The organism is Pseudomonas lyxosi (assembly GCF_047758685.1).
GTDB lineage: Bacteria > Pseudomonadota > Gammaproteobacteria > Pseudomonadales > Pseudomonadaceae > Aquipseudomonas > Aquipseudomonas lyxosi.
Genome location: NZ_CP180481.1, coordinates 4,867,587 through 4,893,820, shown reverse-complemented (window position 1 = coordinate 4,893,820; position 26,234 = coordinate 4,867,587). Strand labels below are relative to the sequence as shown.

17 protein-coding genes are annotated in these 26,234 nt (G+C 59.2%); 13 read left to right on the top strand and 4 right to left on the bottom strand.

Annotated features, from left to right (window positions below):
• The first annotated feature begins 450 nt into the window (after nt 1–450).
• The 9 genes from ACMXYI_RS22415 to ACMXYI_RS22375 all read left to right on the top strand — a co-directional run bounded on the left by ACMXYI_RS22415 (nt 451) and on the right by ACMXYI_RS22375 (nt 17,140).
• A complete protein-coding gene (locus tag ACMXYI_RS22415) occupies nt 451–1,908 on the top strand; it encodes a serralysin family metalloprotease (RefSeq protein ID WP_415769126.1) in 1,458 nt (485 codons plus the stop codon).
• A gap of 67 nt (nt 1,909–1,975) precedes the next feature.
• A complete protein-coding gene (locus tag ACMXYI_RS22410) occupies nt 1,976–2,401 on the top strand; it encodes an AprI/Inh family metalloprotease inhibitor (protein ID WP_415769125.1) in 426 nt (141 codons plus the stop codon).
• 185 nt (nt 2,402–2,586) lie between these two features.
• A complete protein-coding gene (locus ACMXYI_RS22405; protein WP_415769124.1) occupies nt 2,587–4,362 on the top strand; it encodes a type I secretion system permease/ATPase in 1,776 nt (591 codons plus the stop codon).
• Nucleotides 4,359–5,693, top strand: a complete 1,335-nt coding sequence (locus tag ACMXYI_RS22400) for an HlyD family type I secretion periplasmic adaptor subunit (RefSeq protein ID WP_415769123.1) — start codon at nt 4,359–4,361, stop codon at nt 5,691–5,693. The genes ACMXYI_RS22405 and ACMXYI_RS22400 overlap by 4 nt, the downstream gene beginning before the upstream one ends.
• 2 nt (nt 5,694–5,695) lie before the next feature.
• Nucleotides 5,696–7,060, top strand: coding sequence for a TolC family outer membrane protein (locus tag ACMXYI_RS22395; RefSeq protein WP_415769122.1), 1,365 nt, complete (start codon nt 5,696–5,698; stop codon nt 7,058–7,060).
• 199 nt (nt 7,061–7,259) lie between these two features.
• The gene (locus ACMXYI_RS22390) at nt 7,260–10,217 is read left to right on the top strand and encodes an autotransporter domain-containing protein (RefSeq protein WP_415769121.1); all 2,958 of its coding nucleotides are present in this window, start codon (nt 7,260–7,262) and stop codon (nt 10,215–10,217) included.
• A 217-nt stretch (nt 10,218–10,434) separates the two neighbouring features.
• Nucleotides 10,435–13,479, top strand: coding sequence for an autotransporter domain-containing protein (locus ACMXYI_RS22385; RefSeq protein WP_415769120.1), 3,045 nt, complete (start codon nt 10,435–10,437; stop codon nt 13,477–13,479).
• A 23-nt stretch (nt 13,480–13,502) separates the two neighbouring features.
• Complete coding sequence (locus ACMXYI_RS22380) at nt 13,503–15,191, top strand: polyurethane esterase (protein ID WP_415769119.1); 1,689 nt, start codon at nt 13,503–13,505, stop codon at nt 15,189–15,191.
• 95 nt (nt 15,192–15,286) lie between these two features.
• A complete protein-coding gene (locus tag ACMXYI_RS22375) occupies nt 15,287–17,140 on the top strand; it encodes a polyurethane esterase (protein WP_415769118.1) in 1,854 nt (617 codons plus the stop codon).
• 133 nt (nt 17,141–17,273) lie between these two features.
• Here the strand turns inward: ACMXYI_RS22375 and ACMXYI_RS22370 are convergent, their stop codons facing one another.
• The gene (locus tag ACMXYI_RS22370) at nt 17,274–17,498 is read right to left on the bottom strand and encodes a YgdI/YgdR family lipoprotein (RefSeq protein WP_415769117.1); all 225 of its coding nucleotides are present in this window, start codon (nt 17,496–17,498) and stop codon (nt 17,274–17,276) included.
• Between the two features lie 207 nt (nt 17,499–17,705).
• On the opposite strand from ACMXYI_RS22370, the gene ACMXYI_RS22365 reads away from it, so the two are divergent.
• From ACMXYI_RS22365 to ACMXYI_RS22350, 4 genes are all read left to right on the top strand, one after another.
• Entirely contained in the window at nt 17,706–19,373 is a 1,668-nt protein-coding gene (locus tag ACMXYI_RS22365) for a VRR-NUC domain-containing protein (RefSeq protein WP_415769116.1), read from the top strand.
• Entirely contained in the window at nt 19,370–21,649 is a 2,280-nt protein-coding gene (locus tag ACMXYI_RS22360) for an ATP-dependent DNA helicase (protein ID WP_415769115.1), read from the top strand. Before ACMXYI_RS22365 ends, ACMXYI_RS22360 begins: the two co-directional genes overlap by 4 nt.
• A gap of 128 nt (nt 21,650–21,777) precedes the next feature.
• The gene (locus ACMXYI_RS22355) at nt 21,778–22,686 is read left to right on the top strand and encodes a zeta toxin family protein (RefSeq protein WP_415769114.1); all 909 of its coding nucleotides are present in this window, start codon (nt 21,778–21,780) and stop codon (nt 22,684–22,686) included.
• 87 nt (nt 22,687–22,773) lie between these two features.
• Nucleotides 22,774–24,693, top strand: a complete 1,920-nt coding sequence (locus ACMXYI_RS22350; RefSeq protein ID WP_415769113.1) for a hybrid sensor histidine kinase/response regulator — start codon at nt 22,774–22,776, stop codon at nt 24,691–24,693.
• A gap of 10 nt (nt 24,694–24,703) precedes the next feature.
• Here the strand turns inward: ACMXYI_RS22350 and ACMXYI_RS22345 are convergent, their stop codons facing one another.
• The 3 genes from ACMXYI_RS22345 to ACMXYI_RS22335 all read right to left on the bottom strand — a co-directional run bounded on the left by ACMXYI_RS22345 (nt 24,704) and on the right by ACMXYI_RS22335 (nt 26,080).
• Nucleotides 24,704–24,949 (bottom strand): hypothetical protein, encoded by a 246-nt coding sequence (locus ACMXYI_RS22345; RefSeq protein WP_415769112.1) that lies wholly within the window; start codon nt 24,947–24,949, stop codon nt 24,704–24,706.
• 103 nt (nt 24,950–25,052) lie between these two features.
• Nucleotides 25,053–25,529, bottom strand: a complete 477-nt coding sequence (locus ACMXYI_RS22340; protein WP_046055244.1) for a hemerythrin domain-containing protein — start codon at nt 25,527–25,529, stop codon at nt 25,053–25,055.
• A gap of 254 nt (nt 25,530–25,783) precedes the next feature.
• Nucleotides 25,784–26,080 (bottom strand): hypothetical protein, encoded by a 297-nt coding sequence (locus tag ACMXYI_RS22335; RefSeq protein WP_415769111.1) that lies wholly within the window; start codon nt 26,078–26,080, stop codon nt 25,784–25,786.
• Between the last annotated feature and the right edge of the window lie 154 nt (nt 26,081–26,234).

Genomic DNA, 26,234 nt, shown 5'->3' with positions numbered 1-26,234 from the left:
CGCAGCCTTCGGCAGCTGCTACAAGAATTGCGGTGTACGCGAAACCTGTAGCAGCTGGCGAAGCCTGCGTTCGGCTGCGAAGCAGTCGCCAAAATCTAAAACTAAACAAATCTCCAACTGATATCAATACGCTGGCACTCATATTAATAACTCACCTCAAAGTGAGACCCCATCGACAAAAAGCAACTTACCTATATTTAATAATTAAATAACAAATCGTCAGACAATTTGCGCAAACCGCCATCTAACAAACAATATTTCGACAGCGCAGGCATTGTTTCCGGGTACTTGCAGGAACAACTCAATTTGACGTCAAAAAAAATGTAGACGGTTGATTTCGAATTGTGTCAGTTTTCTTTCGCCTTCATTGGGCGAGTGATAGGACGATCTCGCCAGAGATTGTCGCTGTCAGACAAAAACTGTTCCATAGCTAAACAAGGAAGTGTGTTTATGTCGAAAGTAAAAAACAACGCTATTGATTCCGCCGAACAGGCGTTCCAGCCACTGCAAGCATTGGCTGCTTCCAGTTCTGCGTTCAACCAGATCAATAGCTTCAGCCATCAGTATGATCGGGGCGGTAACCTTACGGTCAATGGCAAACCCTCCTTCTCCGTCGACCAGGCAGCGACCCAATTGCTGCGCGATGGCGCGGCCTACCAGGACAAGGACGGCAGCGGCAAAATCGAACTCACCTACACGTTCCTGACCTCGGCGTCGTCGAGCACCATGAACAAGCACGGGATTACCGGGTTCAGCCAGTTCAGCGCTCAGCAGAAAGGCCAGGCCGTGCTGGCCATGCAATCCTGGGCCGATGTGGCCAATGTCACGTTCACCGACAAGGCCACGGGCGGCGACGCTCATATGACCTTCGGCAACTACAGCGGTGGCCAGGATGGCGCAGCGGCATTCGCTTATCTGCCGGGCACCGGCGCTGGTTATGACGGTACTTCGTGGTATCTGACGGGCAGTGGCTATAACGTCAACAAGACACCGGACCTGAACAACTACGGCCGTCAGACCCTGACCCACGAAATCGGTCACTCCCTGGGCCTGGCCCACCCTGGCGACTACAACGCCGGCGAGGGCGCTCCGACCTACAACGACGCTTCCTACGGGCAAGACACCCGCGGTTACAGCGTCATGAGCTACTGGAGTGAAAGCAATACCAGCCAGAACTTCAGCAAGGGCGGCGTCGAAGCCTATTCGTCCGGTCCGCTGATGGACGATATCGCGGCCATCCAAAAGCTCTACGGCGCCAACACCACCACCCGTACCGGTGACACCACCTATGGCTTCAACTCCAACGCCGGGCGCGACTTCCTGAGCGCGTCTTCGTCGTCGGACAAGGTTGTGTTTTCGGTATGGGATGCGGGCGGCAAGGACACTCTGGACTTCTCCGGTTTTACCCAAAACCAGAAGATCAACCTCAATGAGGCCTCGTTCTCCGACGTTGGCGGCCTGGTGGGTAACGTGTCCATCGCCAAGGGCGTCACCATCGAGAACGCTATCGGCGGTTCGGGCAGCGACCTGCTGATCGGCAACAGCGTGTCCAACGAACTGAAGGGCGGTGCCGGCAATGACATCCTCTTCGGCGCGGGCGGCGCGGACAAACTGTGGGGTGGCGCCGGTTCGGATACCTTCGTGTTTGCGGCCAGCAGCGATTCCAAACCCGGTGCTGTCGACCAGATCCTCGATTTTGTCAGCGGCCTGGACAAGATCGACCTGACCGGCATCACCAACGGCGCGGGCCTGCATTTTGTGAACTCGTTCACTGGTGTGGCAGGCGATGCGGTGTTGACCTCTTCGGGCGGCAACAGCCTGTTGTCGGTGGACTTCTCCGGGCATGGCGTGGCTGATTTCCTGGTCAGCACCGTGGGCCAGGCGGCTTACTCCGACATCGCTGCGTAATGTGAGGTGAAAAGGAGGGCGGCGCAGACGCGCTGCTCTCTGCACCTTGATCGGAGTAAAGCGCCTTATGATCCATAACGGCTTCACCTACAGAACAACCGCGTGGCTATTGGCGACGTTCATGATGTTTTTTGGAGATTTGTCCATGGCGAGCAGCCTGAAATTAGCAGACCCCTCGGAACTGGCTGGCAAATGGCAGGCGACCCTGATCGCTAAAGATGACTCGCCAGAGTCCCAGGCGTTGCAGGACAAACCGTCCAACGTCTGCGTCATCGACTTTCAACCGAAACAGACGCTGGGTGAGGGCGCCGATTGTCTCAGCGCCTGGCTGGACGGCGAATCTGCGATTGGCTGGTTCCCTGAGCCGGATGGCCTGGCGATCACCGGCAAAGAAGGTTCGAAGATTCTATTTCTCAGCCGCCAACGCAACGGATCGTATAAAGCCACATTGAAGTCCGATCTGGTCATAACACTTGTGCGCCAGGTGCAATAACACGATTCGAATATAACGCTCGTCATTGCCGACATAAGCACAACACAACTAGTGGAAGCGCTGTCGCCCACGAAAAGTTGTTATTAGTTTGTAAGCGCTACCGCAAAGCCTATATCCGCCCCTGCGCGGACAGTTAATGGAAACTTCGCCAGATAGGGCGAGGAATAACACCTCAGGAATAACCCATGAAGATGGCAAAGAGCCCGGCCACCGCACCATTATTCAAAGCGCTGGGCGACTACAAGAGCATCCTGATCAGCGTCGGTTGTTTTACCGCGTTAATTAACGTGCTGATGCTGGTCCCGTCGATTTATATGCTCCAGGTCTATGACCGCGTATTGTCGTCGCAAAACGAAACCACCCTGGCGATGCTGTCGTTGATGGTGGTCGGGTTCTTTGCCTTCATCGGTCTGCTTGAGATCGTGCGTAGCTTCATCGTTATCCGCATCGGCAGCCAACTGGAGCGCCGCTTCAACCTGCGGGTTTATCAGGCCGCATTCGAGCGCAACCTGTTTCGGGGCGAGGGCAATGCCGGGCAAGCCTTGGGGGACCTGACGCAAATTCGCCAATTCGTCACCGGTCCTGCGCTGTTTGCCTTCTTCGATGCGCCGTGGTTTCCGGTCTATCTCTTCGTGATCTACCTGTTCAATGTCTGGCTCGGCGTGTTTGCGACGGTGGGCACGGTGCTGTTGATCGGCCTTGCTTGCCTCAACGAGACAATGACCAAAAAGCCCTTGGGCGAAGCCGCAGGGTTTTCCCAGAAATCCAGCCAACTGGCCACCAGTCACCTGCACAACGCCGAAACCATTCAGGCCATGGGCATGCTCGGGGCATTGCGTACCCGTTGGTTCCAGGTCCACTCACGTTTCCTCGGCTTGCAGAACCAGGCCAGCGACACCGGTGCCGTCATCAGCTCTCTGAGCAAAACCCTGCGCCTGTGCCTGCAATCGCTGGTGCTGGGCCTTGGTGCCTTGCTGGTGATCAAGGGTGATATGACGGCCGGGATGATGATCGCCGGCTCCATTCTGATGGGCCGCGTCCTGAGCCCCATCGATCAATTGATCGCCGTATGGAAGCAGTGGAGCGGCGCCAAGCTCGCTTACCGTCGTCTTGATTCGTTGCTGCAAGCCTTTCCACCGAGTGACGAGGCCATGGCGCTTCCGGCGCCGAAAGGTCAGATCGCGTTCGAGCAGGTCAGCGCCGCGCCGCCGGGACAACGGGCAGCCACGCTGCATTTGGTCAATTTCAGCCTCGGCGCGGGGGAAGTGCTGGGCGTGCTTGGTGCGTCCGGTTCCGGCAAGTCGACATTGGCCCGAGTGCTTGTTGGCGTCTGGCCGACGCTGGGCGGTACGGTGCGGCTCGACGGCGCGGACATTCATCGCTGGAACCGCGACGATCTCGGTCCCTACATCGGTTATCTGCCACAGGACATCGAGCTGTTCAGCGGCAGCATCGCCGAAAACATCGCCCGGTTCAGCGAGGCGGACCCACAAAAAGTCGTTGAAGCCGCGCAGCAGGCCGGCGTTCACGAACTGATCCTGCGCATGCCGCAAGGCTACGACACCGTGCTCGGCGAGGACGGCAGCGGCTTGTCCGGGGGCCAGAAGCAGCGCGTGGCACTGGCCCGCGCCCTGTACGGCAACCCGCGTCTGGTGGTGCTGGATGAACCCAATTCCAACCTCGACACCGTGGGCGAAGCCGCATTGGCCAGCGCCATTGCGCAAATGAAAGCCCAAGGCACCAGCGTGATTCTGGTGACCCATCGCTCCTCGGCACTGGCCCAGGCCGACAAGTTGCTGGTGCTCAACGAAGGGCGCCTGCAAGTCTTCGGTGCAAGCCAGGACGTGCTCAAGGCACTCGCAGCCAATCAGGAGCAGCAGCGGGAGAAAACCGTGCAAGCACCGGGCGGGCTCAGCATGAGCCGGCAGTATCAGCCCTCGACAAGGAATTCGGGCGTATGAGCAACCTCAGCGAAGCCACCATGGAACACGACTACATCGCCGAACGCCCTGAGCGCGACGCGCGTTTCTTCGCCCGGATGGGCTGGATTCTGGCGATCGTCGGCGCCGGCAGTTTCTTCATCTGGGCCAGCCTCGCGCCTCTCGACCAAGGCATTCCCGTGCAAGGCACGGTCGTGGTGTCGGGCAAGCGCAAAGCCGTGCAATCGATGAGCAGTGGCGTGGTCAGCCAGATTCTGGTGCGCGAGGGCCAAGTGGTGAAGCAGGGCCAGACATTGTTCCAGCTCGACCAGACGCAAGTCGCCGCTGACGTGCAATCGCTGCAAGCGCAATACCGCATGGCCTGGGCCAGTCTGGCGCGGTGGCAGAGTGAACGGGACAACCTCAAGCAAGTGAGTTTCCCCGCTGAACTGAGCAACAATCCTGACCCGCGTCTGGCCTTGGTGCTGGAAGGTCAACGGCAGTTGTTCAGCAGCCGCCGAGAAGCGTTTTCCCGCGAACAGGCTGCCTTGCGCGCCAGCATCGAAGGCGCCAGCGCGCAACTGGCGGGCATGCGCCGCGCCCGCACGGACTTGACTGCCCAGGCCAGCTCTCTGCAACAACAGCTGAGCAACCTGCAGCCCCTGGCGGATAACGGCTACATCCCGCGCAATCGGTTAATGGAGTACCAGCGTCAGCTGTCGCAGGTTCAGCAACAATTGGCAGAAAACACCGGCGACAGCGGCCGTGTGGAGCAGGGCATCCTCGAATCGCGGCTGAAACTGCAACAGCACATTGAGGAATACCAGAAAGAGGTCCGCACCCAACTGGCCGATGCGCAATTGAAAAGCGTGACGCTGGAAGAGCAACTGACCTCCGCCGGGTTCGATCTGCAACACAGCGAGATCATCGCCACGGCCGATGGCATTGCGGTCAACCTCGGAGTTCACACCGTGGGCGCGGTGGTGCGTCAGGGCGAAACCCTGCTGGAGATCGTGCCTCAGGGGACGAGTCTGGAGGTGGAAGGGCACCTGCCGGTCAACCTGGTCGACAAGGTCGGCACGCACTTGCCGGTGGACATTCTGTTCACGGCGTTCAACCAGAGCCGCACGCCGCGCGTGCCCGGCGAAGTCAGCCTGATCTCCGCCGACCAGATGATCGACGAGAAAACCGGTGCGCCGTATTACGTGCTGCGCAGCAGCGTCAGCGATCAGGCCATGGAAAAACTCAACGGCCTGGTGATCAAGCCTGGCATGCCGGCGGAAATGTTCGTGCGCACTGGTGAACGTTCACTCCTCAACTATTTGTTCAAACCGCTGCTCGACCGGGCAGGTTCCGCGTTGACTGAGGAATAAGGATGTTCCGCTGTATGAATAAGCTTTCCATGCTCGCAGCGACCCTGGCGTTGCTGACCTGCAACAGTGTGCTGGCGATGGGGCCGTTCGACATCTACGAACAAGCATTGCGCAATGATCCGGTGTTTCTCGGCGCCATCAAGGAACGCGATGCCGGCCTTGAAAACCGCGTCATTGGCCGCGCCGGGCTGTTGCCCAGGATCGGTTACAACTACAACAAGGGGCGCAACTCCTCCAAGGCCACCGCGCTCAATGAGCGCGGGCAGAACCGCACCGATGACCGCAACTACAGCAGTTACGGCTCGACCCTGACCCTGCAACAACCGCTGCTCGACTACGAGGCTTACGCGTCGTACCGCAAAGGCGTGGCGCAATCGCTGTTTGCCGACGAAGCCTTTCGCGGCAAGAGCCAGGAATTGCTGGTTCGGGTGCTGGAGAATTACACCCAGGCGCTGTTCGCTCAGGATCAGATCGACATCGCGCAGGCCAAGAAAAAGGCTTTCGAGCAACAGTTCCAGCAGAACGAGCACATGTTCCGACAGGGCGAGGGCACGCGCACCGACATCCTTGAGGCCGAGTCCCGCTATGAACTGGCCACGGCCGAGGAAATCGAAGCCCGTGATGAGCAGGACGCGTCGTTACGAGAGCTGGGCGCGCTGATTGGCGTGCCGGCGATCAACATCGGGGATTTGGCGCCGCTGGATCAGCGTTTCCAGACGTTCACCCTGCAGCCGGCCAATTACGACACCTGGCACGAGATGGCCGTGGCCAACAACCCGAACCTGGCTTCGCAGCGCCATGCCGTGGAAGTCGCGCGTTATGAAGTCGAACGCAACCGCGCCGGACACCTGCCCAAAGTCAGTGCCTACGCCTCGGTGCGCCAGAACGAGTCGGAAAGCGGCAACACCTACAACCAGCGTTACGACACCAACACCATCGGCATCGAAGTCAACGTGCCGCTGTATGCGGGCGGCGGGGTTTCCGCATCGACCCGTCAGGCCAGCCGCACCATGGAGCAGGCCGAGTACGAGCTGGACGGCAAGACCCGGGAGACGTTGATTGAACTGCGTCGGCAGTTCAGCGCCTGCCTGTCCGGTGTGAACAAGCTGCGCGCTTATCAGAAGGCCCTGACATCTGCCGAAGCGCTGGTGGTTTCGACCAAGCAAAGCATCCTTGGCGGTGAGCGCGTCAACCTCGATGCATTGAATGCAGAACAACAACTATTTACCACCCGCCGGGATTTGGCACAGGCACGTTACGACTACTTGATGGCCTGGACCAAGTTGCATTACTACGCCGGGACGTTGAATGAGCAGGATCTGGCCAAGGTTGACGAGGCGTTCGGCCAGGGCCCAAGAACTCAATGATTTGAATCTGTAGCAGCTGGCGAAGCCTGCGTTCGACTGCGAAGCGGTCGTAAAGCCTGACAACGTGGTTTGTCAGATAGACCGAATGGCGACTGCTACGCAGTCGAACGCAGGCTTCGCCAGCTGCTACAGGGAGATGCGTTGCCGCCCGTTATGGGCAACCAGAATTCTAAAAACGCCAAAAAAGCGAGAAGTGAACATGGATGTACAGATCAAGCCGATGTCAGTCGGCACGCTATTACTCCTGGTGTCAGCAATGCCCGGCTCGGTGCAAGCCGCTTACCTGGAAACCGGCGTGCCCGGCGATGCCGCCAGTTGGCGCTCGGCGGAGTTCCAGCGCGACTGGGGACTTGCCCGCATGCAAGCCGATCAAGCCTATGCCGCCGGCATCACTGGCAAAGGCGTGAAAATCGGCGAGCTCGATTCAGGCTTCGATGCTGCCCATCCCGAATTCGCCACCGACCGTTACCACGCGGTGACAGCCAGCGGCAGTTACGTTGACGGCTCCCGGTTCAATGTCGACGGCACACTCAACGCCAACAACGATTCCCACGGCACGCACGTCGCCGGCACTATCGGCGCTTCCCGCGACGGCACCGGCATGCACGGCGTGGCCTACAACGCGCAGGTCTACGTCGGCAACACCAACAAGAACGACAGCTTCCTGTTCGGCCCCAACCCTGATCCACGCTACTTCAAAGCGGTCTATAACGCGTTGGCGGATGCCGGTGTGCGAGCGATCAACAACAGCTGGGGCAGCCAACCGCCGGATGTCAGCTATCGGACCCTCGACGATCTGCATGCGGCCTACGCCCAGCACTGGAACAAAGGCACCTGGCTCGATGAGGCCGCAGACGTTTCCCGACGCGGCGTGATCAACGTGTTCAGCGCCGGTAACAGCGGTTACCCCAATGCCAGCGTGCGTTCAGCCTTGCCCTATTTTGAGCCGGACCTGGAAGGCCACTGGCTGGCGGTGTCGGGGCTGGATCAAGGCAACCAGCAGAAATACAACCAGTGCGGGATCGCCAAGTATTGGTGCATCACCACGCCCGGCGCGAAGATCGACAGCACCATTCCCGGCGCTGGCTATGCGATCAAGTCCGGCACCTCAATGTCCGCGCCGCATGCCACCGGAGCCCTGGCGCTGGTGATGGAGCGCTATCCGTACATGAACAACCAGCAGGCGCTGGAAACCCTGCTGACCACCGCCACCCAACTCGACGGTTCGATCACCGAGGCGCCAAATACCCGCGTCGGCTGGGGTGTCGCCAACCTCGAACGGGCGATGCACGGGCCGGGGCAATTGCTCGGACGTTTCGATGCCAATCTGGGGGCAGGGCAGAGCGATGTCTGGAGCAACAACATCACCGACAAGGCGCTGATTCAGCGTCAGAGTGAAGACGCGACGGAACACAGCGCCTGGCAACAGACACTGAAGACCAAAGGTTGGGAAAACGGTGTACCGGTCGGTGCCAGCCAGCAGGATCAGACCGACTATGCGGTGGGCATGGCACGGGATCTCGCAGCCTCCACTCGGGTCTACGAAGGCAGCTTGATCAAGTCCGGTGCCGGGCGACTGATGCTGACCGGCAACAGCACTTATCGCGGGCCGACTACGGTGAATGGCGGTCTGCTGTCGGTCAACGGTTCGCTTGCATCACAAGTGACCGTCAATGACGGCGGCACGCTGGGCGGATCGGGGCGCGTCGGCGCATTGACCGCCAACCGTGGCGCTACGGTTGCGCCCGGCAATTCCATTGGCACCTTGCAGGTCAGCGGCGACGTCACGTTTGCGCCGGGCTCGACTTACGCGGTGGAGCTATCGCCAACCGATAGCGACCGGATCATCGCGGGCGGCACGGCCACGGTCAGCGGCGCGACCGTCAGCCTGTCCCTGGAAAACAGCCCGACCTTGCTCAGCACTCAACAAGTGCAAAGCCTGCTTGGTCATCAGTACAACATCCTGCAAGCGGCCGGCGGCATTCAAGGTCAGTTCGGGGCGGTGCTGCCCAACTACCTGTTCATCGGCGCCAGCCTCGATTACGCCGCTACTGGCATTCAACTGAGTGTCGAGCGCAACGACACAACCTTCGCCAGCGTCGGCCAAACGCCGAACCAGCGCTCCGTAGCCTTCGCCGTTGAAGGGCTAGGGGCGGGCAATCCGGTTTACGAAAGCCTGCTGCTGTCACCCACCGCGACATCCGCCCAACAGGCGTTTCAGCAGTTGTCGGGGGAAATCTATCCGGCGCTGGGCTCGGTACTGATCAACGACAGCCGCTACCTGCGTGATGCTGTCGGCGAGCGACTGATTGACGCCCAAGGCACTCAAAGCAATGGCTGGATCAAGGCGCTGGGCGCTTGGGGCAAAACTGATGAGCGCCATGACACTGCCGGTTACACCACGTCGATTGGCGGCTTGCTCGCCGGTGTCGACGGTGCGCTCGATGAGCAAACCCGGATCGGCCTGGTCACCGGTTATAGCGACAGTTCGGTGAGCATGGGCTCCGGCACTCACTCATCGGCCAAGGTCGACAGCTATCACCTGGGTGCTTATGCCGGCCGCGAGTCAGGTGCCTGGCGTCTGAGTGCCGGCGGTGCCTACAGCTGGCATCGCGCCGACGTCAAACGTGACCTGCAATACGGCGACGTCAGCGCCAAACAGAAAGCCAAGGTCGATGCCGGAACCACCCAAGTATTTGGTGAAGCGGCATATCGCCTGAACCTGCAACCGCTGGCGCTCGAACCTTTCGCGAACCTGGCTTACGTGCACCTCGACACAGAAGGTTTCACCGAGAAAGGTGACGCCGCCGCACTGAAAAGCAGTGGCGACACGCGTGACGCGGTGCTCAGCACGTTGGGCGTGCGCGCGTTGAAAACCGTGAACCTGTCCGGCCAGCAGAAACTGGACCTGAGCGGCAGCCTCGGCTGGCAGCACAACCTGAGCAATACCGACTCCGAAGAACACCTGGCGTTTGCCGGTGGTAGCACAGCGTTTTCCGTGGAGAGTTCGCCAATGGTGCGTGATGCGGCCCTGGTGGGCGCCCATGCCAGCCTGGCCCTGAGCCGGGACATCCGCTTGAACCTCGATTACACCGGTCAACTGGCTAGCCGCGAGAAGAGCCACGGCGTAGGGCTCAGCCTCAATTGGCAGTTTTAACCCGAACCCTGTAGCAGCTGCCGAAGGCTGCGTCCGGCTGCGTAGCAGTCGCAAAATCAGGCACTGCGGTCCGTCAGATACACCGTGCATGCAGGGTTTACGACTGCTGCGCAGCCGAACGCAGGCTGCGCCAGCTGCTACAGAATGTGTGTGAATTTGAAGGGTGCTTTTTTCAAGGCACAGGGATTTTGGCAACACAACTAAGGACGGTAACTGGATGAATAACAAGCACAACAACCTTGCCTTGCTTTGCGCATTGGCCACCCTCGGTACCGCGCAAGCGGCGCCTTACGTGGAAAACGGTAGAGCAGGCGATCCCAACAGTTGGCGCAGCACTGAATTCAATGCCGATTGGGGGCTGGGAGCGGTCAACGCACAAGAGGCCTACGCCGCCGGTTACACCGGTAAAGGCGTGAAGCTGGGGATCTTCGACCAACCGGTCTACGCCGCGCATCCGGAATTCTCCGGCCCGAACAAAGTGATCACCCTGGTCACCAGCGGTATCCGCGAATACACCGACCCGTACATCCCGGTCAAAGCGGGAGACGCCTTTCGCTACGACGGTTCGCCCTCGATCGGTTCCGACGGCAAGCTGGGTGCCCACGGCACGCACGTTGGCGGGATCGCTGCCGGCAGTCGCGATGGCGGTCCGATGCATGGGGTGGCGTTTGGCTCGCAGATCATCAGTGCGGACAACGGCGATCCGGGCCCGGAGGACGGTATCATTCGCGGCAACGACGGCGCGGTCTACAAGGCCGGTTGGGATGCCTTGATCGCCAGCGGCGCGCGGATCATCAACAACAGCTGGGGCATCGGCATCACCGATCGCTTCGACCTCGGCGGACGCAATCCCGCCTACCCGCATTTCACCGTGCAGGACGCGCAATTGCAGTTCAACGAGATCCGTCCGTTGCTCGGGACCAAACCGGGCGGAGCCTACGACGGCGCCATCGCGGCGGCCCGCAGCGGTATCGTGACGATCTTCGCGGCCGGCAACGACTACAACCTCAACAACCCGGACGCCATCGCAGGCCTGGGCTATTTCGTCCCGGACATCGCGCCGAACTGGGTCACAGTGGCGGCCTTGCAACAGAACCCGGACCTCAACAGCCCGGACCTCTACAACATCAGCACCTTCTCATCGCGTTGCGGCTACACCGCCAGCTTTTGCGTGTCCGCACCGGGCAGCAAGATCTACAGCTCGATCATCAGTGGTACCAACGCCGACAACCTGACCACCGGCTACAAGAATTACAACGGCACCTCGATGGCGGCGCCGCATGTCGCCGGCTCCATGGCCGTGCTGATGGAGCGCTTCCCGTACATGACCGGCGCCCAGGTCGCCAGCGTGTTGCGCACCACAGCCACCGACCTCGGTGCACCAGGTGTCGATTCGCTGTACGGCTGGGGCATGATCAACCTGCGCAAAGGCATCGATGGCCCGGCGATGTTTGTCACCGAGCAAGACATTCCCGAGGAGTTCCGCATCCAGGGTGCCTACGGTTCGAGCCAGTTTGTCGCGGATTTGCCAGGCATCGGCGCGATCATCGACGCGGGCAAACCGACCGAACGCGTGTGCAATGACGTGCACTGCGGCCTCGACACGTGGCGCAATGACATTTCCGGTCATGGTGGCCTGACCAAGCAGGGCATCGGCACGCTGGTGCTGACCGGCGCCAACACTTACGCCGGCCCGACCCTGGTCAATCAGGGCCGCCTGGCAATCAACGGCTCGCTGCTTTCGGCGGTCACCGTCAACGACAGCGGGATTCTCGGTGGTAATGGCCACATCGGCGCATTGACCGCGAAAAGCGGCGGCACCGTGGCGCCTGGCAATTCCATCGGCACCTTGCAGGTGGCGGGCGACGTCATCTTCGAACCTGGCTCGACCTACGCCGTGGAGTTGTCGCCGACCAGCAGCGATCAGATCGTGGCGGGCGGCAAAGCCCTGATCGACGGCGCTACCGTCAGCCTGTCCCTGGAAAATAGCCCGACCTTGCTGACCACCAGCGAAGTGAAATCCCTGCTCGGCAACCAATACAACATTCTGCAAGCGGCCGGCGGGATCGAAGGGCGTTTCGGCGCCGTGCTACCGGATTATCTGTTCATCGGAGGCACGCTCGGCTACTCGGCCAATGGCATCCAACTGGCGGTAGAGCGCAACGCAGCGTCCTTCGCCAGCGTCGGCCAAACCCCGAATCAACGCGCCGTCGCCGCCGCCGCCGAGCAACTGGGCGCGGGCAATCCGCTCTATGAAACCTTGCTGTTGTCACCGACTACGGCCGTTGCTCAGCAAGCCTTCCAACAACTGTCCGGCGAGATTCACCCGGCGATCGGCACGCTATTGATCAACGACAGCCGTTACCTGCGCGATGCCGTCGGCGAACGCCTGCGCGAGCGTGATCTGTTTGACGCCGCGGCACCGACCGATGACCGCAGCAACGCCTGGGTCAAAGTTCTCGGCGCCTGGGGCAAGAGCGATGGCGGGCATGACAACGCCAGTTCCAACAGCTCCATCGGCGGCTTGCTGGCCGGTGTCGACGGTCTGATCGCTGAAGATACGCGGTTGGGCTTCGTGACCGGTTACAGCGACAGTTCGTTGAGCATGGGCGATGGCACGCATTCGTCAGCCTCCGTCGACAGCTACCACCTGGGCGCCTATCTGGGCCATGAAATCGATGCGCTGCGTCTGAGCGTCGGTGGTGCTTACAGCTGGCATCGCATCGACGTGAAACGTGATCTGCAATTGGGCGACGTCAGCGGCAAACAGAAATCCAAACGCGATGCGACAACCGCACAACTGTTTACCGAAGCGGCGTATCGCCTGGACCTGCAACCGCTGGCGCTGGAACCGTTCGCCAACCTGGCTTACGTGCACCTGAACAGCGACAGCTTCACCGAGAAAGGTGATGCCGCAGCGCTCAAGGGCGGCGAAGACAACCGCGACGCCGTGCTCTCGACCCTTGGTCTGCGGGCGAGCAAAGCGATTGCCCTGTCGGACAAGCAGCTGGAACTGTCCGGCACGCTGGGCTGGCAGCACAACCTGAGCAACACCCGTTCCGAAGATCATCTGGCCTTCGCCAACGGCAACACCGCGTTCAGCGTGCAGAGCGTTTCCCTGGACCGTAACGCTGCCGTCATCGGTGCGCGGGCGGGTTTGGCAGTGGCGCAGGATGTTCGTTTGAGCCTGGATTACAACGGACTGCTCGGCTCCAACGAGAAAGACCACGGTGTGGGTCTGACGCTCGACTGGCAGTTCTGATTTGACGCAAAGGAAGCAAACCTATGGGACTGTTTGATTACAAAAATGCTGACGGCAAGGCGTTGTACAGCGATGCCATCGCGCTGACGCTGTATGCGTACACACCAACCGGTCAGCCGCTGCCGGCGACCGGTTGGGCGCCAATTGGCGCCACGCAGCTGGGTTATCAAGGCAAGGTCGGCGCACAAGGCACCTTCTATGGCGAGAAGGATGGCTTCACCAGCGCCGAAGCCGAAGTGCTCGGCAAGTACGACGCGGCGGGCAAGCTGATCGGTATCGGCATTGCTTTCCGTGGCACCGGCGGCCTGGGTTACAGCGACACTTTCGGCGACATGAAAAACAATCTGCTGGCCGCTGTCGGCCCGGTGGATTACGCGACGAACTACGCGAAAAACGCCTTCGACAATTTGCTCAAAGACGTCGCCGCGTTTGCGATCGGTCATGGCCTGAGCGCCAGGGACGTGCTGGTCAGCGGACATAGCCTCGGCGGGCTGGGCGTCAACAGCCTCGCCGAACTGAGCGGCAACAACTGGGGCGGTTTCTTCAAGGAAGCCAACTACGTTGCCTTCGCCTCGCCGACCCAAAGCGCTACCGGCAACAACGTGCTGAACATCGGTTACGAGAACGATCCGGTGTTTCGGGTACTCGACGGCACCACGTTCAGCAGCGGTTCCCTGGGCAAACACGACGGGCATCAGGACTCGGCGACCAACAACATCGTCAACTTCAATGACCAGTACGCGTCCACCGCGCAGAACCTGGCGCCGTTCAGCATCCTCAACCCGCTGAACTGGTCGGCTCACGGCTCGCTGGGGTATGCCGACGGGTTGAACCGGGTGATCGACTCGCGCTTCTACGACCTCACCGACAAGGACTCGACGCTGATCGTGTCCAACCTGGCGGAAGCGTCCCGGGGCAAGACCTGGGTCGAGGACCTCGGTCGCAGCGGCGAACCGCACACCGGCAGCACATTCATCATCGGCACCGACAGCAACGACCTGCTCAAGGGCGGTGCCGGCAATGACTTCATCGAAGGCCGCGATGGCAACGACCGGTTCCGCGATGACGGTGGTTACAACATCCTTCTGGGCGGCAAGGGCAGCAACACCTTCGAATTGCAGAAGCCGTTGCAGAACTTCAGCGTTGCCAACGACGGTGACGGCACGCTGTACGTGCGTGATGCCTATGGCGGCATCAGCATGACCCGCGACATCGGCGCGCTGGTCAGTCAGGAGTCGGGCTCATGGTGGGGGAGCAAGGAGGTGACTTACAGCGTCACCGCCAACGGTTTGCTCAACGGCAGCGAACTGACCCACTACAACCACTCGCTCAACGGTGACGCCTACGGCAACACACTGGCGGCCACTGTCGACGGCGACTGGTTGTTCGGCAATGCCGGCGACGACCTGCTGCGCAGCGACAAAAGCCACGTGACCTTCGTCGGTGGCGCGGGTAATGACGTCATGCAGGCCTCGGGTGGCAACAACACGTTCCTGTTCAGCGGCGCCTTTGGTTTCGACGCGATCAATGGCTACCAGAGCAACGACAAACTGCTGTTCATGGGCGTTCAGGGCGCGGGGCAGGGTTATGACTACACGCAACACGCTTCGCAGTCGGGCCATGACACGGTGCTGAAGATTGGCGACTTTGCCGTGACCCTGGTAGGAGTGGGACTGGATAACCTGTCGGCTTCAGGCATTACGTTTGCCTAAGGCTGCATGCACTAAATGCTCCGGGGCGCCTCGTGATAGGGCGTCCTGGTTGTGAGCTATCTCTGACAATTCCAACAAAGAGAGAGGCAATACCAATGGGTGTGTACGACTACAAAAACTTCGGTACAGCCGATTCCAAAGCGTTATTTACCGACGCGATGGCGATCACGCTGTATTCCTATCACAACCTCGATAACGGCTTTGCCACCGGCTATCAGCACAACGGCTTCGGCCTTGGCTTGCCGGCGACACTGGTGACCGCGCTGATCGGCGGCACCGACTCCCAAGGCGTCATTCCCGGAATCCCATGGAACCCCGATTCGGAAAAAGCCGCGCTGGACGCGGTGCAGAAAGCCGGCTGGACACCCATCACCGCCACGCAACTGGGCTATGACGGCAAGGTCGATGCACGCGGAACGTTCTTCGGCGAAAAAGCCGGGTACACCAGCGCTCAGGTGGAAATTCTCGGCAAGTACGACGCGCAGGGTCATCTCAGCGAAATCGGTATCGCCTTTCGCGGCACCAGCGGCCCACGAGAAAGCCAGATCAGCGACTCCATCGGCGATGTGATCAATGATCTGCTGGCGGCGTTGGGGCCCAAGGATTACGCCAAGAACTACGTCGGCGAAGCCTTCGGCAATCTGCTCAGCGATGTGGCGGCCTTTGCCCGGGCCAACGGCCTGTCGGGCAAGGACGTGCTGGTCAGCGGTCACAGCCTCGGCGGGTTGGCGGTCAACAGCCTGGCAGATTTGAGCAGCGACAAGTGGGCCGGGTTCTACCAGGATTCCAACTACATCGCCTACGCCTCGCCGACCCAAAGCAGCACCGACAAAGTGCTGAACGTCGGTTACGAGAACGACCCGGTGTACCGCGCCCTCGACGGTTCATCGTTCAACCTGTCGTCGGTGGGCGTGCACGATGCCGCCAAGGCTTCGGCGACCGATAACATCGTCAGCTTCAACGACCACTACGCCTCGACCGCGTGGAATGTGCTGCCGTTTTCCATCCTTAACATTCCGACCTGGATCTCGCACTTGCCCACCGCCTACGGCGACGGCATGAACCGGGTAATCGAGTCGAAGTTCTACGACCTCACCAGTAAAGACTCGACGATCATCGTCGCCAATCTCTCGGACCCGGCTCGCGCCAACACTTGGGTTCAGGACCTGAATCGCAACGCTGAAACCCACAAGGGCAGCACGTTCATCATCGGCAGTGACGGCAACGATCTGATCCAGGGTGGCAAAGGCAACGACTATCTGGAAGGCCGAGATGGCAACGACACCTTCCGCGACGGTGGTGGCTACAACATCCTGTTGGGCGGCAAGGGCAACAACGTGCTGGATGTGCAGCAGTCGGTGAAAAACTTCGACTTCGCCAATGACGGCGCCGGAAACCTGTACATCCGCGACGCCAATGGCGGCATCAGCATGACCCGCGACATCGGCAGCATTGTGACCAAGGAGCCGGGGGTTCTGTGGGGGCTGTTCAAGGATGATGTGACCCACAGCGTCACTGCCGAAGGCCTTAAGGCGGGCAACAACCTGACTCAGTACGCGTCAACGGTAAAGGGCGGGGCCGGTGCCGATACGCTCACGGCTCACGCTGGCGGCGATTGGTTGTTTGGACTGGACGGCAACGATCATTTGATCGGCAGCAACGGTAACGACGTGTTTGTCGGCGGGGCCGGTAATGACTTGCTGGAGTCGGGGGGCGGTATCGATACGTTCCTGTTTAGCGGCGTGTTTGGTCAGGACCGGGTGGTTGGCTACCAGGCCAGCGACAAACTGGTGTTTCTCGGGGTTCAGGGGGTGACACCGAACGACGACTATCGGGCGCATGCCACGGCGGTGGGGCACGACACGGTGCTGACATTTGGGGGGGATTCGGTGACGTTGGTCGGGGTTGGGCTGGATAGTCTGTCCAGTTCAGGGATTGTTATTGCCTGACGGTGATGCGCTGCCTGTGAGGGCCCCATCGCGAGCAAGCTCGCTCCCACATTGGATCTGTGGCGTTCACAAATCCCCTCTGGGAGCGAGCTTGTTCCGGGCGGCGTTCCGACGATGAACGATGACTCGGTACTCAGTCTTCCTGTCGAATCGTGCTCACTTCATCGGCCTTGACCTTCACTTTCGCCCCGGAAATATCTTCGAACTCGAAGAAGCCGTCCTTGGTCTTGGTTTTCGGCGTGTCCTTGGTCAAATACTGGGTGCCGTTCTGCAGCGTCACAACCGTTGGCGTCGAGCAACCGGCCAGGGCCAGAAAGGCCGCTACCGCCAGGGGCAGGCCCAGAGTCTTGATATTCATAACCACCTCTTATCCTTCAAAAAAACAGCGCGACTGCCACGAACGAAATCAATCGTCACTGTACCTCTAACGCGGTTAGGTCCGATGGATCGGCAGAAAGTTCAGAGACACTCGAAAAATTACCGATTAACGCCGCCGCTTATCCATTTCCGTTTGCCCGGGCAGGGCGTAGCTGGTATCTGTACGCATAACCAGTACTCGCTCGCCATGGCCTTTTTTCCTGTGACTGCAAATCCGCTCGACGATCCGTTCTACTACTTGAACAACTTCATGCAAGTGCTTGATTGGCTTGAGCTTCGCTATGCCGATGTGCTGAGCGTCGAAGAGCAACACTTCATCCGCGAGTTCAAGCGGTTGCCCCGTGAATCCAGGGCGCTGCTGGTCAGGATGGTGATGCGCAAGGGGAATCACTTCCGGGCGAGCAAGCTGCATTACCTCGAAATCGGCGACATCGCCATCGCCGCCGGCCCACTGCTGGCCCTGGGCTGGATCGATGAGCAATCGCCGCTGTCGATCGGAGCGCTGTTCGAGGTGCTGCTCAAGGCGGAAATTCTCCAGTGTTTTGGCGCCACCATCGATCAACCCAAAGGAAAAAAGACCGATTGGCTGCCCGCACTGAGCGAACAGTTTTCTCAGGCTCACAGCTTCGGCCAGTGGTGCCCGTCGCTGGATGACCGATTGTTCAGCCTGACCATCATGGGCCTGTGCGACCGGCTGCGCTTGATGTTTTTCGGCAATCTTTACCAGGACTGGTCCGAGTTCGTACTGGCTGACCTGGGCATCTTTACCTATGAAAAAGTCGAGTTTTGCGCCGACTCCCGAGGCCTGCGCAGCCGCGACGACGTGGACGCCTGCCTCTTCCTTCATGAGTGTCAGCAACATTTCGAGGCCGGCGAAGCAGTAGAAGACATTGTGGAGCAGATCAAAGGGCTGGCGCTGAGCAATCCCTGGCTGCAAAGACGTCGCGGCAAACTGTTGTTCCAGATCGGTCAGCACTGCGAGCGCCTGGCGGATTTCTCTACCGCACTGACGATCTACCGCGAGTGCGCTTATCCCGGCGCGCGCCTGCGGTTGATTCGCGTATTGGAGCGCTGCGGTGAATATCAGCTGGCCATGGACCTGGCCGTCGCGGTGGAGCAATCGCCGGAAAGTGCCACCGAGCAGCAACAATTGCTGCGTGTGCTGCCCAGGCTGCGGCGCAAGTTGGGCGGTCCGGTGATAAAGCGCTCGTCCCCACGGGAAATGCTGCGCCTGGACCTGCAACTGCCCAGAACCGATCCGGCGTTGTCGGTGGAGTCTTACGTTCAGGCGCATTTGGCGGAAGAGTCGGCGCCGGTGCATTACGTCGAGAACAGTCTGATCAACTCGCTGTTCGGACTGCTGTGTTGGCCGGCGATTTTCGCGCCGTTGCCGGGGGCGTTTTTCCACCCGTTCCAGCGTGGGCCGGTGGATCTGCTCAATGAGGACTTTCACGCACGCCGCGCGGAGCTGTTCCAGGGTTGCCTGTCTGAACTCGATGACGGGCGTTACCGCCGGACGATTCGTGAACGCTATGCCAGCAAGTGGGGCGTGCAGTCGCCCTTCGTGTTCTGGGGTGTGCTGAGCGAAGAATTGCTCGATCAGGCACTCGATTGCCTGCCGGCCGAACACCTCAAGCACTGGTTCAATCGCCTGCTGTTGGACATCAAGGCCAATCGCGCCGGCATGCCAGACCTGATCCAGTTTTGGCCGCAGGACAAAACCTACCGGATGATCGAAGTCAAAGGCCCCGGTGACCGCTTGCAAGACAATCAATTGCGCTGGCTCGAGTTCTGCCATGAGCACCAGATGCCGATTGCCGTCTGCTACGTGCAATGGGCGGAGCAGGGCGCTTGAGTTACAGCATCGCGGTGCGGGCGCTGTGTGAATTCACCGCCAAGGTCGGTGACCTCGACCTGCGTTTTACGCCTTCACCGACGGCGCTGGAAGGGATTGTCGGGCACCGTACGGTGGCGTCCCGGCGCAGCGAGGGTTACCAGAGTGAAGTCGCGCTTGAAGGCCTGTATCAGACGTTGAAGGTAAAGGGCCGGGCCGACGGCTACGACCCCGCGCAAAATTGCCTGGAAGAAGTCAAAACCTATCGCGGCGACTTGAGCAAACAACCGGCCAACCACCGTCAGCTGCACTGGGCGCAGGCGAAGATCTACGGCTGGTTGATGTGCCAGAAACTGCAGCTGGCGCAAATCAATCTGGCCCTGGTGTACTTCAACATCGTCAATGAAAAGGAAACCTGCCTGGTCGAGACTTTCAGCGCTGCGGAACTGGGGCTGTTCTTCGAACAACATTGCGCCTTGTTCCTGCACTGGGCCGAACAGGAAATGGCTCATCGCGAAGGGCGAAATCGGGCGGCGCAACAACTGGCGTTTCCCCATGCCGACTTTCGACCGGGGCAGCGTCATCTGGCGGAGTCGGTGTTCAAGGCTGTCAGCACCGGTCGTTGCTTGATGGCGCAGGCGCCCACGGGGATCGGCAAGACGGTCGGCACGCTGTTCCCGATACTCAAGGCCCTGGCGCCGCAGCAACTGGACAAGGTGTTCTTCCTCACGGCGAAAACCCCGGGGCGCAAACTGGCGCTGGACGCCGCGCAAGTGATCCTCGACAGCGCCGACGCGCCACCCTTGCGGGTGCTCGAAATGATCGCCCGGGACAAGGCCTGCGAGCATCCGGACAAAGCCTGTCACGGCGAATCCTGCCCGCTGGCCCAGGGGTTTTATGATCGCTTGCCCGCCGCTCGCGAGGCGGCCAGCAAATTGTCACTGCTGAACCAGAACGCTTTGCGCGAGGTCGCCTTGCAACACGACGTCTGTCCCTACTACCTGAGCCAGGAAATGGCCCGCTGGGCAGACGTGGTAGTCGCCGATTACAACTACTACTTCGATTTCAGCGCGCTGCTGTTCGGGCTGGCCCAGGCCAATAACTGGACAGTCGCGGTGCTGGTGGACGAAGCGCACAACCTGGTGGAGCGCGGCCGGCAAATGTACAGCGCCAGCCTCGACCAAGCGACCCTCAACGGCGTACGAAAAACCGCGCCCGAGGCATTGAAGAAACCATTGCAACGGGTCAACCGTGAGTGGAATGCCCTGCATAACCTGCAGCTCGGCGCGTATCAGGCCTATGACAAGGCGCCGGAAAAACTGCTCCAGGCCTTGTCATCATGCAGCGCGAGCATCGGCGATTACCTGAACGATCATCCGCAAGGCCTGGACGGCGCGTTACAGAACTTCTATTTCGACATGCTGCAATTTTGCCGGGTGGCCGAACTCTTCGATGAACAGTTCCTGTTCGACATCAGCAAGCGCGACCTCGACCGCCAACGCAACCTGTCGCAGCTGTGCCTGCGCAACGTGGTGCCCGCCGGCTTCATCCGCCCACGCTTGACGGCTGCACGCAGCACCGTGCTGTTTTCCGCGACCCTGAGCCCTCGCCACTACTATGCCGATCTGCTCGGCACGCCGGAGAACACGGTGTGGATCGACGTTGAATCGCCATTTCACGCCGATCAGCTGCAAGTGCAGATCGTCAGCCAGATCTCTACGCGATTTGTCCATCGCCAGTCATCCCTTGCGCCAATCGTCGAGCTGATCGCCCGGCAGTTCAGTCAACGTCCCGGCAATTACCTGGCGTTTTTCAGCAGCTTTGATTATTTGCAGCAAGTGGCGCAGTTGCTGGCCCAGAGGCATCCCGACATTAATCTGTGGTCGCAGTCCCGGGGCATGGGGGAAGGGCAGCGACAGGACTTTCTCGATCAGTTCACCGCCGAGAGTCAGGGCGTTGGTTTTGCGGTATTGGGCGGGGCTTTTGGCGAAGGCATCGACTTGCCGGGCGCGCGACTGATCGGAGCGTTTATCGCCACCCTCGGACTGGCGCAACTCAACCCGGTCAACGAGCAGTTGAAACAGCGCATGGCAGCAATTTTCGGTGCCGGTTATGACTACACCTACCTGTTTCCCGGTGTGCAGAAAGTGGTGCAGGCGGCGGGAAGGGTGATCCGCACCCAGCAGGATCAAGGGGTGGTGATGTTGATCGATGACCGCTTTGGCGATAGCAAGGTCAAGCAGTTACTGCCGCGCTGGTGGTCGATTGCTCCGAGGATTTTGCACGCTGTCGAGTAGGATTTTTTACTTTAAAAACATCGACATATCCTGAAAGAAAGGCCCATTTGAACAATCAGCGAATGCCGTCTTTATTCAAAGAGCCAGTCATCACTTTCAAGCTGAATCTTTGATAAGGAAATCAAGATATGTCAGTACCACCTGGATACACGTACACCCCTGAGCAGGTCACCACAGCATTCAATGAAATAAAAGCGACGCTGTTCAGCGGCATCAAGGCCGAGGCGACCCCAAAAATTCTGGTCGTTGCCGGGCTGCAAGGGTCAGGCAAAACCTATCTGCTGGAAAAGAACCTCCTGCCTTCAAAACGCTACGACAACTATGTTCGCCTGTACCTGCCCGACTACCGCAAGAAACACCCCCAATACGCAGAGATGATCAAACTCGGCGTCTTGCATGCGTATGAGCATACCGAGGCATTTGTTCGTGAAGTGAGTACGAAGATCTTTACGCAGGCCTTCACCGGTAAATTCAACATCATCATGGAATGTGCGTTCGATAGCCTCGATTTCGCGGCCTTCCCGCCGTTGGCGACCGCCGCCGGTTATCAGTTCGAAACTCACATCGTTGGCTGCACTCAAGAGTTTGCTCATGTGTCGAGCATTAAACGAGCGTTCAAAAGCCTTGAAGACCAGGAAATGGAAAGGTTTCTCACGGTATCGACGCTGGATGCCAGCATGAGTTATGCGCCTGCGATCATCCTGGCCTTCGAGAAGGCTGCAAAGGCGGTCAGCGGCTCGCAAGTCAATGTGTACGAACGCGGGTTCGGCGTGTTGAACGAGCGGACCTTGATTGCCCAGAGTACCTACTCCAAAGCTGCCGACGGTTCCGTCACTACAACGACAACCAAGGTGGATTTTGCGTACAGCGTCTATTCAAACATCATCGACAACCGTGTCTTCGCGGTGAGTGATCGCGACGAAGTGGTCAAAGAGTGCCATCTGGCGCTGTACAAGACTGCGACTCATGCTTCGTATGTTCCGAATTTCGTCTACAACGATCTGTACGCCTACATTGTCCAATACGTGAATCGATAACGCTGGGCGACGAGTACCGTTTTTCCGACTTTCCAAATGCGTGGTTTGTCGCATACTCCAAAAAAGCAGTAATACCAAGAGGGATCAATGAACGAGGATCGGACCAAAGCCAACGCCATCGACGACAGTCGTTTTCGCCTGTTGATCGATGCTGTGATTGACTACGCGATCTACATGATTGATCCCGATGGCATCATCACCAGCTGGAACGCCGGCGCCAGGCGTTTCAAGGGCTATGAAGAGGCCGAGATTCTCGGCAAGCACTTTTCTCGGTTCTATACCGAGGAGGATCGCCGTGCCGGTTTGCCCCAGCGGGCACTGGACACGGCGATCAGGGAGGGGCGTTTCGAGGGGGAAGGCTGGCGGGTTCGCAAGGACGGCACGCATTTCTGGTGCCACGTCGTCATTGATCCGATTCTCGACCCGTCGGGCAAGTTGCTAGGGTTTGCCAAGATTACCCGGGACCTGACCGACCGCAAAATGGCCGAAGAAGTCCTCAAGCAAAGCGAGCAGCAGTTCCGTCTGCTGGTTCAAAGCGTCACTGATTACGCCATCTACATGCTCGCCGCGGATGGCAGCGTGACCAACTGGAATCCCGGGGCTCAGCGAATAAAGGGGTATTTGCCCGAAGAAGTCATCGGCAAGCACTTTTCGATGTTTTACACCCCGGAAGACCGCGAGGCCGGCGAACCGCAACGGACCCTGAGCATTGCGGTACGTGAAGGGCGATTCGAAAACAAAGGCTGGCGCGTGCGCAAGGACGGTACGCGGTTTCTGGCCAATGTCGTGGTCGATCCGATTTGGGGCGAAACCGGCACGCTGCTCGGTTTCGCCAAGATCACCCGTGATATCACCGAAGCCACACAAGCCCAGCAGGCGCTGGAGCAAACCCGCGAAGCGCTGTTTCAGGCGCAGAAAATGCAGGCCATCGGCCAACTCAGCGGCGGCATTGCCCACGACTTCAACAATTTGCTGACCGTCATCCTCGGCAATCTGGAAATCGTCCGCAAACGCGTGGGGGACGATCCGAAAATTACCCGATTGGTGGACAACGCCACTCAGGGGGCGTTGCGGGGCGTAACCCTGACCCAGCGCATGCTGGCGTTTGCCAGACGTCAGGAGCTCAAAGCCGAACCCGTCCAGATCCCTGCGCTGGTGCAAGGGATCAGCGGGCTGTTGCGCAGTTCGCTCGGGCCTTCCGTGGTACTCGAAACCCGCTTTTCGCAAGAACTCGAGCCGGTCCTGGCCGACGTCAATCAGCTTGAACTGGCGGTACTGAACCTGGTGACCAACGCCCGCGATGCAATGCCCCATGGCGGAAAAATCGTTATCAGTGCCAAGACTGAAGAAACCTGGGATCAACCGCAGTTATCCCTGCTGTCAGGCCGGTATGTTTGCCTGAGTGTCAGCGACACGGGGGAGGGTATGGATGACGCCACGCTCGGTTCGGCAATGGACCCGTTCTTCACCACAAAAGGCGTTGGCAAAGGCACGGGGCTGGGACTTTCGATGGTGCATGGTTACATCGAGCAACTGGGCGGACGATTCGTCCTCAAGAGTCAGAAGGACATAGGCACGATCGCCGAACTGTGGATACCCGTCGCCACGACCGGTTCGGTTGCCAAACCTGTTACCGAGGAGGCCGCACCGCCGGTGCACCGTCTATGCGTGCTGGTCGTGGATGATGACAGCCTCGTGTTGACCAGTACCTGCCTGTTACTCGAAGACCTGGGGCATCGGGTGATCAGTGCGACGTCCGGGGCGCAAGCGCTGAAAGTATTCGACACTGAATCAGCGATTGACCTGGTTATCACCGACATGGCCATGCCACAGATGAATGGCGCGCAACTGGCGCAGGCTATCCGAACCATGAAGCCGGACCTGCCGATCATCCTTGCCACCGGTTACGCCGAGCGCCTGGAAGGTTTCGCAACCAGGCTTCCGCGCCTGTCCAAACCCTTTACCCAACTCAATCTGGTGGAAATCATCGCCACGACCATGAAATGACAACGCGAGCTCAATGTTCGGCCGCTGATCCCGCGTTCTTCTTGAAACCACGCACGTTCATGGCGCACAGGCAAAACTGCAACACGATCAGTGCATAGGCCTGGGTGTGGTAACCCCATATCACCCATAAAACATTGCTGACAATAAAACAGACGAAGCCCGAGACCCTGCGCCTGGGGTTTTGCGAACCGATCAACCACGCCGCCAGCACCGTGAGCAGCATCGCCGGCCATTGCACCCAATCGAGATAATCCATCGCAGCCCCTCCCTTGTATTGTCATTCCAGCTGAATGTCGCGTGAACCGAACAACCAAAAAGGCCCGGCATATGCCGGGCCTTTTGTGTTCCCGCCACGTGCATCAAGCCGCCAGATTGGCTGCGCTCATTTCTTTCTTGTACTGAGCTTTCAAACTTTCCATTTGCGCGCCCAGCTCTTCAAGTGTGGCTTTGCCCAACAGTTTTTTCGCCTGAGGGAACATTTCCGTTTCCTCTTCTTCAATGTGATGTTCCAGCAGTTCCTTGACCACTTTCACGCGACCGGCGAATTCCGGGGTGGACGGGTCGGTGACTTTCAGGTCTGGCAGCACCAGGGAATCAACGGTGCGATGTTCTTCCTTGGCTTCGTAATACATGACGTCCTGTTCCTTGCCCCCGGCTTTCTTGTACGCCGGGTACAAGACTTCTTCTTCGAGACGGGTGTGGATGGCGATCTCCATTTCCAGCTTGGCCAGCAACTCGCCGCGCTTTTTAACACCACGCTCGGTGGATTCGCTTAATTGGGTCAGGATGCCTTTTACGCGTTCATGGTCTGCTTTCAACAAGTCTATGGCGTTCATGGTCGAGTCTCTCCAACGGGTCAGGGGTGAGCGCGAACGGTCTCAAGGCCGAAAGTCGCTCATTGTCCTTGAGCATTTGTCGTGCCGGTTTGCCGGATCGATAACTTGTTTGTAAAACAATAAGTTGAAGTGTCTGATGGCGAACTGCGGTCATGCAGCCTGCATGAGTCCGGAAATTGACTCATGCAGTTCGCAGTGGAGCATTGATGTTCCAGACAATAAAAAGCCCGGCGACTGTGCCGGGCTTTTCAGGTTCAGGCTCTGGATTCGGGTGGCTGGAGCAAACGATGAGCGTTTTGCGTGGACATCGAGACAGGCGGGAAATCTTCGTTAAGCAGCCGCAAGTGCTCGATCGCTTCCTCGAACTTCAAGTCGGCCTTTCTTCGCATGGCCTGATAGCGATCAAACAGTTCCATATCCATGTCGCTGACCTCGAGTAACGCCCAGGCGCTGCGGCTCAGTGCCTGGGCGTCTTCAAACATTTGACGATTACGTTCCAGGGCGAAGGCCCGGCAGGCTTTGATTTCTTCGGAGGTGGAATAGTGAATCATGACCAGCACCTGATTTTTCGAGGTTCCTTTTGATAGGTATCGATGTCGCAGGGGAACCGAACCTGGCAAGTCCCGCCGTGCCCAAAGCCGAGCAGGATTAAGGTTGTGACCTGCTGGATCGCAAAAGAATTTCAAATTTATGAACGTGAAAATT

Excerpts from the sequence above, each read along its gene's own strand:
- ACMXYI_RS22415 (WP_415769126.1), top strand. The coding sequence starts at position 451 with ATGTCGAAAGTAAAAAACAACGCTATTGATTCCGCCGAACAGGCGTTC.
- ACMXYI_RS22410 (WP_415769125.1), top strand. The coding sequence starts at position 1,976 with ATGATCCATAACGGCTTCACCTACAGAACAACCGCGTGGCTATTGGCG.
- ACMXYI_RS22405 (WP_415769124.1), top strand. The coding sequence starts at position 2,587 with ATGAAGATGGCAAAGAGCCCGGCCACCGCACCATTATTCAAAGCGCTG.
- ACMXYI_RS22400 (WP_415769123.1), top strand. The coding sequence starts at position 4,359 with ATGAGCAACCTCAGCGAAGCCACCATGGAACACGACTACATCGCCGAA.
- ACMXYI_RS22395 (WP_415769122.1), top strand. The coding sequence starts at position 5,696 with ATGTTCCGCTGTATGAATAAGCTTTCCATGCTCGCAGCGACCCTGGCG.
- ACMXYI_RS22390 (WP_415769121.1), top strand. The coding sequence starts at position 7,260 with ATGGATGTACAGATCAAGCCGATGTCAGTCGGCACGCTATTACTCCTG.
- ACMXYI_RS22385 (WP_415769120.1), top strand. The coding sequence starts at position 10,435 with ATGAATAACAAGCACAACAACCTTGCCTTGCTTTGCGCATTGGCCACC.
- ACMXYI_RS22380 (WP_415769119.1), top strand. The coding sequence starts at position 13,503 with ATGGGACTGTTTGATTACAAAAATGCTGACGGCAAGGCGTTGTACAGC.
- ACMXYI_RS22375 (WP_415769118.1), top strand. The coding sequence starts at position 15,287 with ATGGGTGTGTACGACTACAAAAACTTCGGTACAGCCGATTCCAAAGCG.
- ACMXYI_RS22370 (WP_415769117.1), bottom strand. The coding sequence starts at position 17,498 with ATGAATATCAAGACTCTGGGCCTGCCCCTGGCGGTAGCGGCCTTTCTG.
- ACMXYI_RS22365 (WP_415769116.1), top strand. The coding sequence starts at position 17,706 with ATGGCCTTTTTTCCTGTGACTGCAAATCCGCTCGACGATCCGTTCTAC.
- ACMXYI_RS22355 (WP_415769114.1), top strand. The coding sequence starts at position 21,778 with ATGTCAGTACCACCTGGATACACGTACACCCCTGAGCAGGTCACCACA.
- ACMXYI_RS22350 (WP_415769113.1), top strand. The coding sequence starts at position 22,774 with ATGAACGAGGATCGGACCAAAGCCAACGCCATCGACGACAGTCGTTTT.
- ACMXYI_RS22345 (WP_415769112.1), bottom strand. The coding sequence starts at position 24,949 with ATGGATTATCTCGATTGGGTGCAATGGCCGGCGATGCTGCTCACGGTG.
- ACMXYI_RS22340 (WP_046055244.1), bottom strand. The coding sequence starts at position 25,529 with ATGAACGCCATAGACTTGTTGAAAGCAGACCATGAACGCGTAAAAGGC.
- ACMXYI_RS22335 (WP_415769111.1), bottom strand. The coding sequence starts at position 26,080 with ATGATTCACTATTCCACCTCCGAAGAAATCAAAGCCTGCCGGGCCTTC.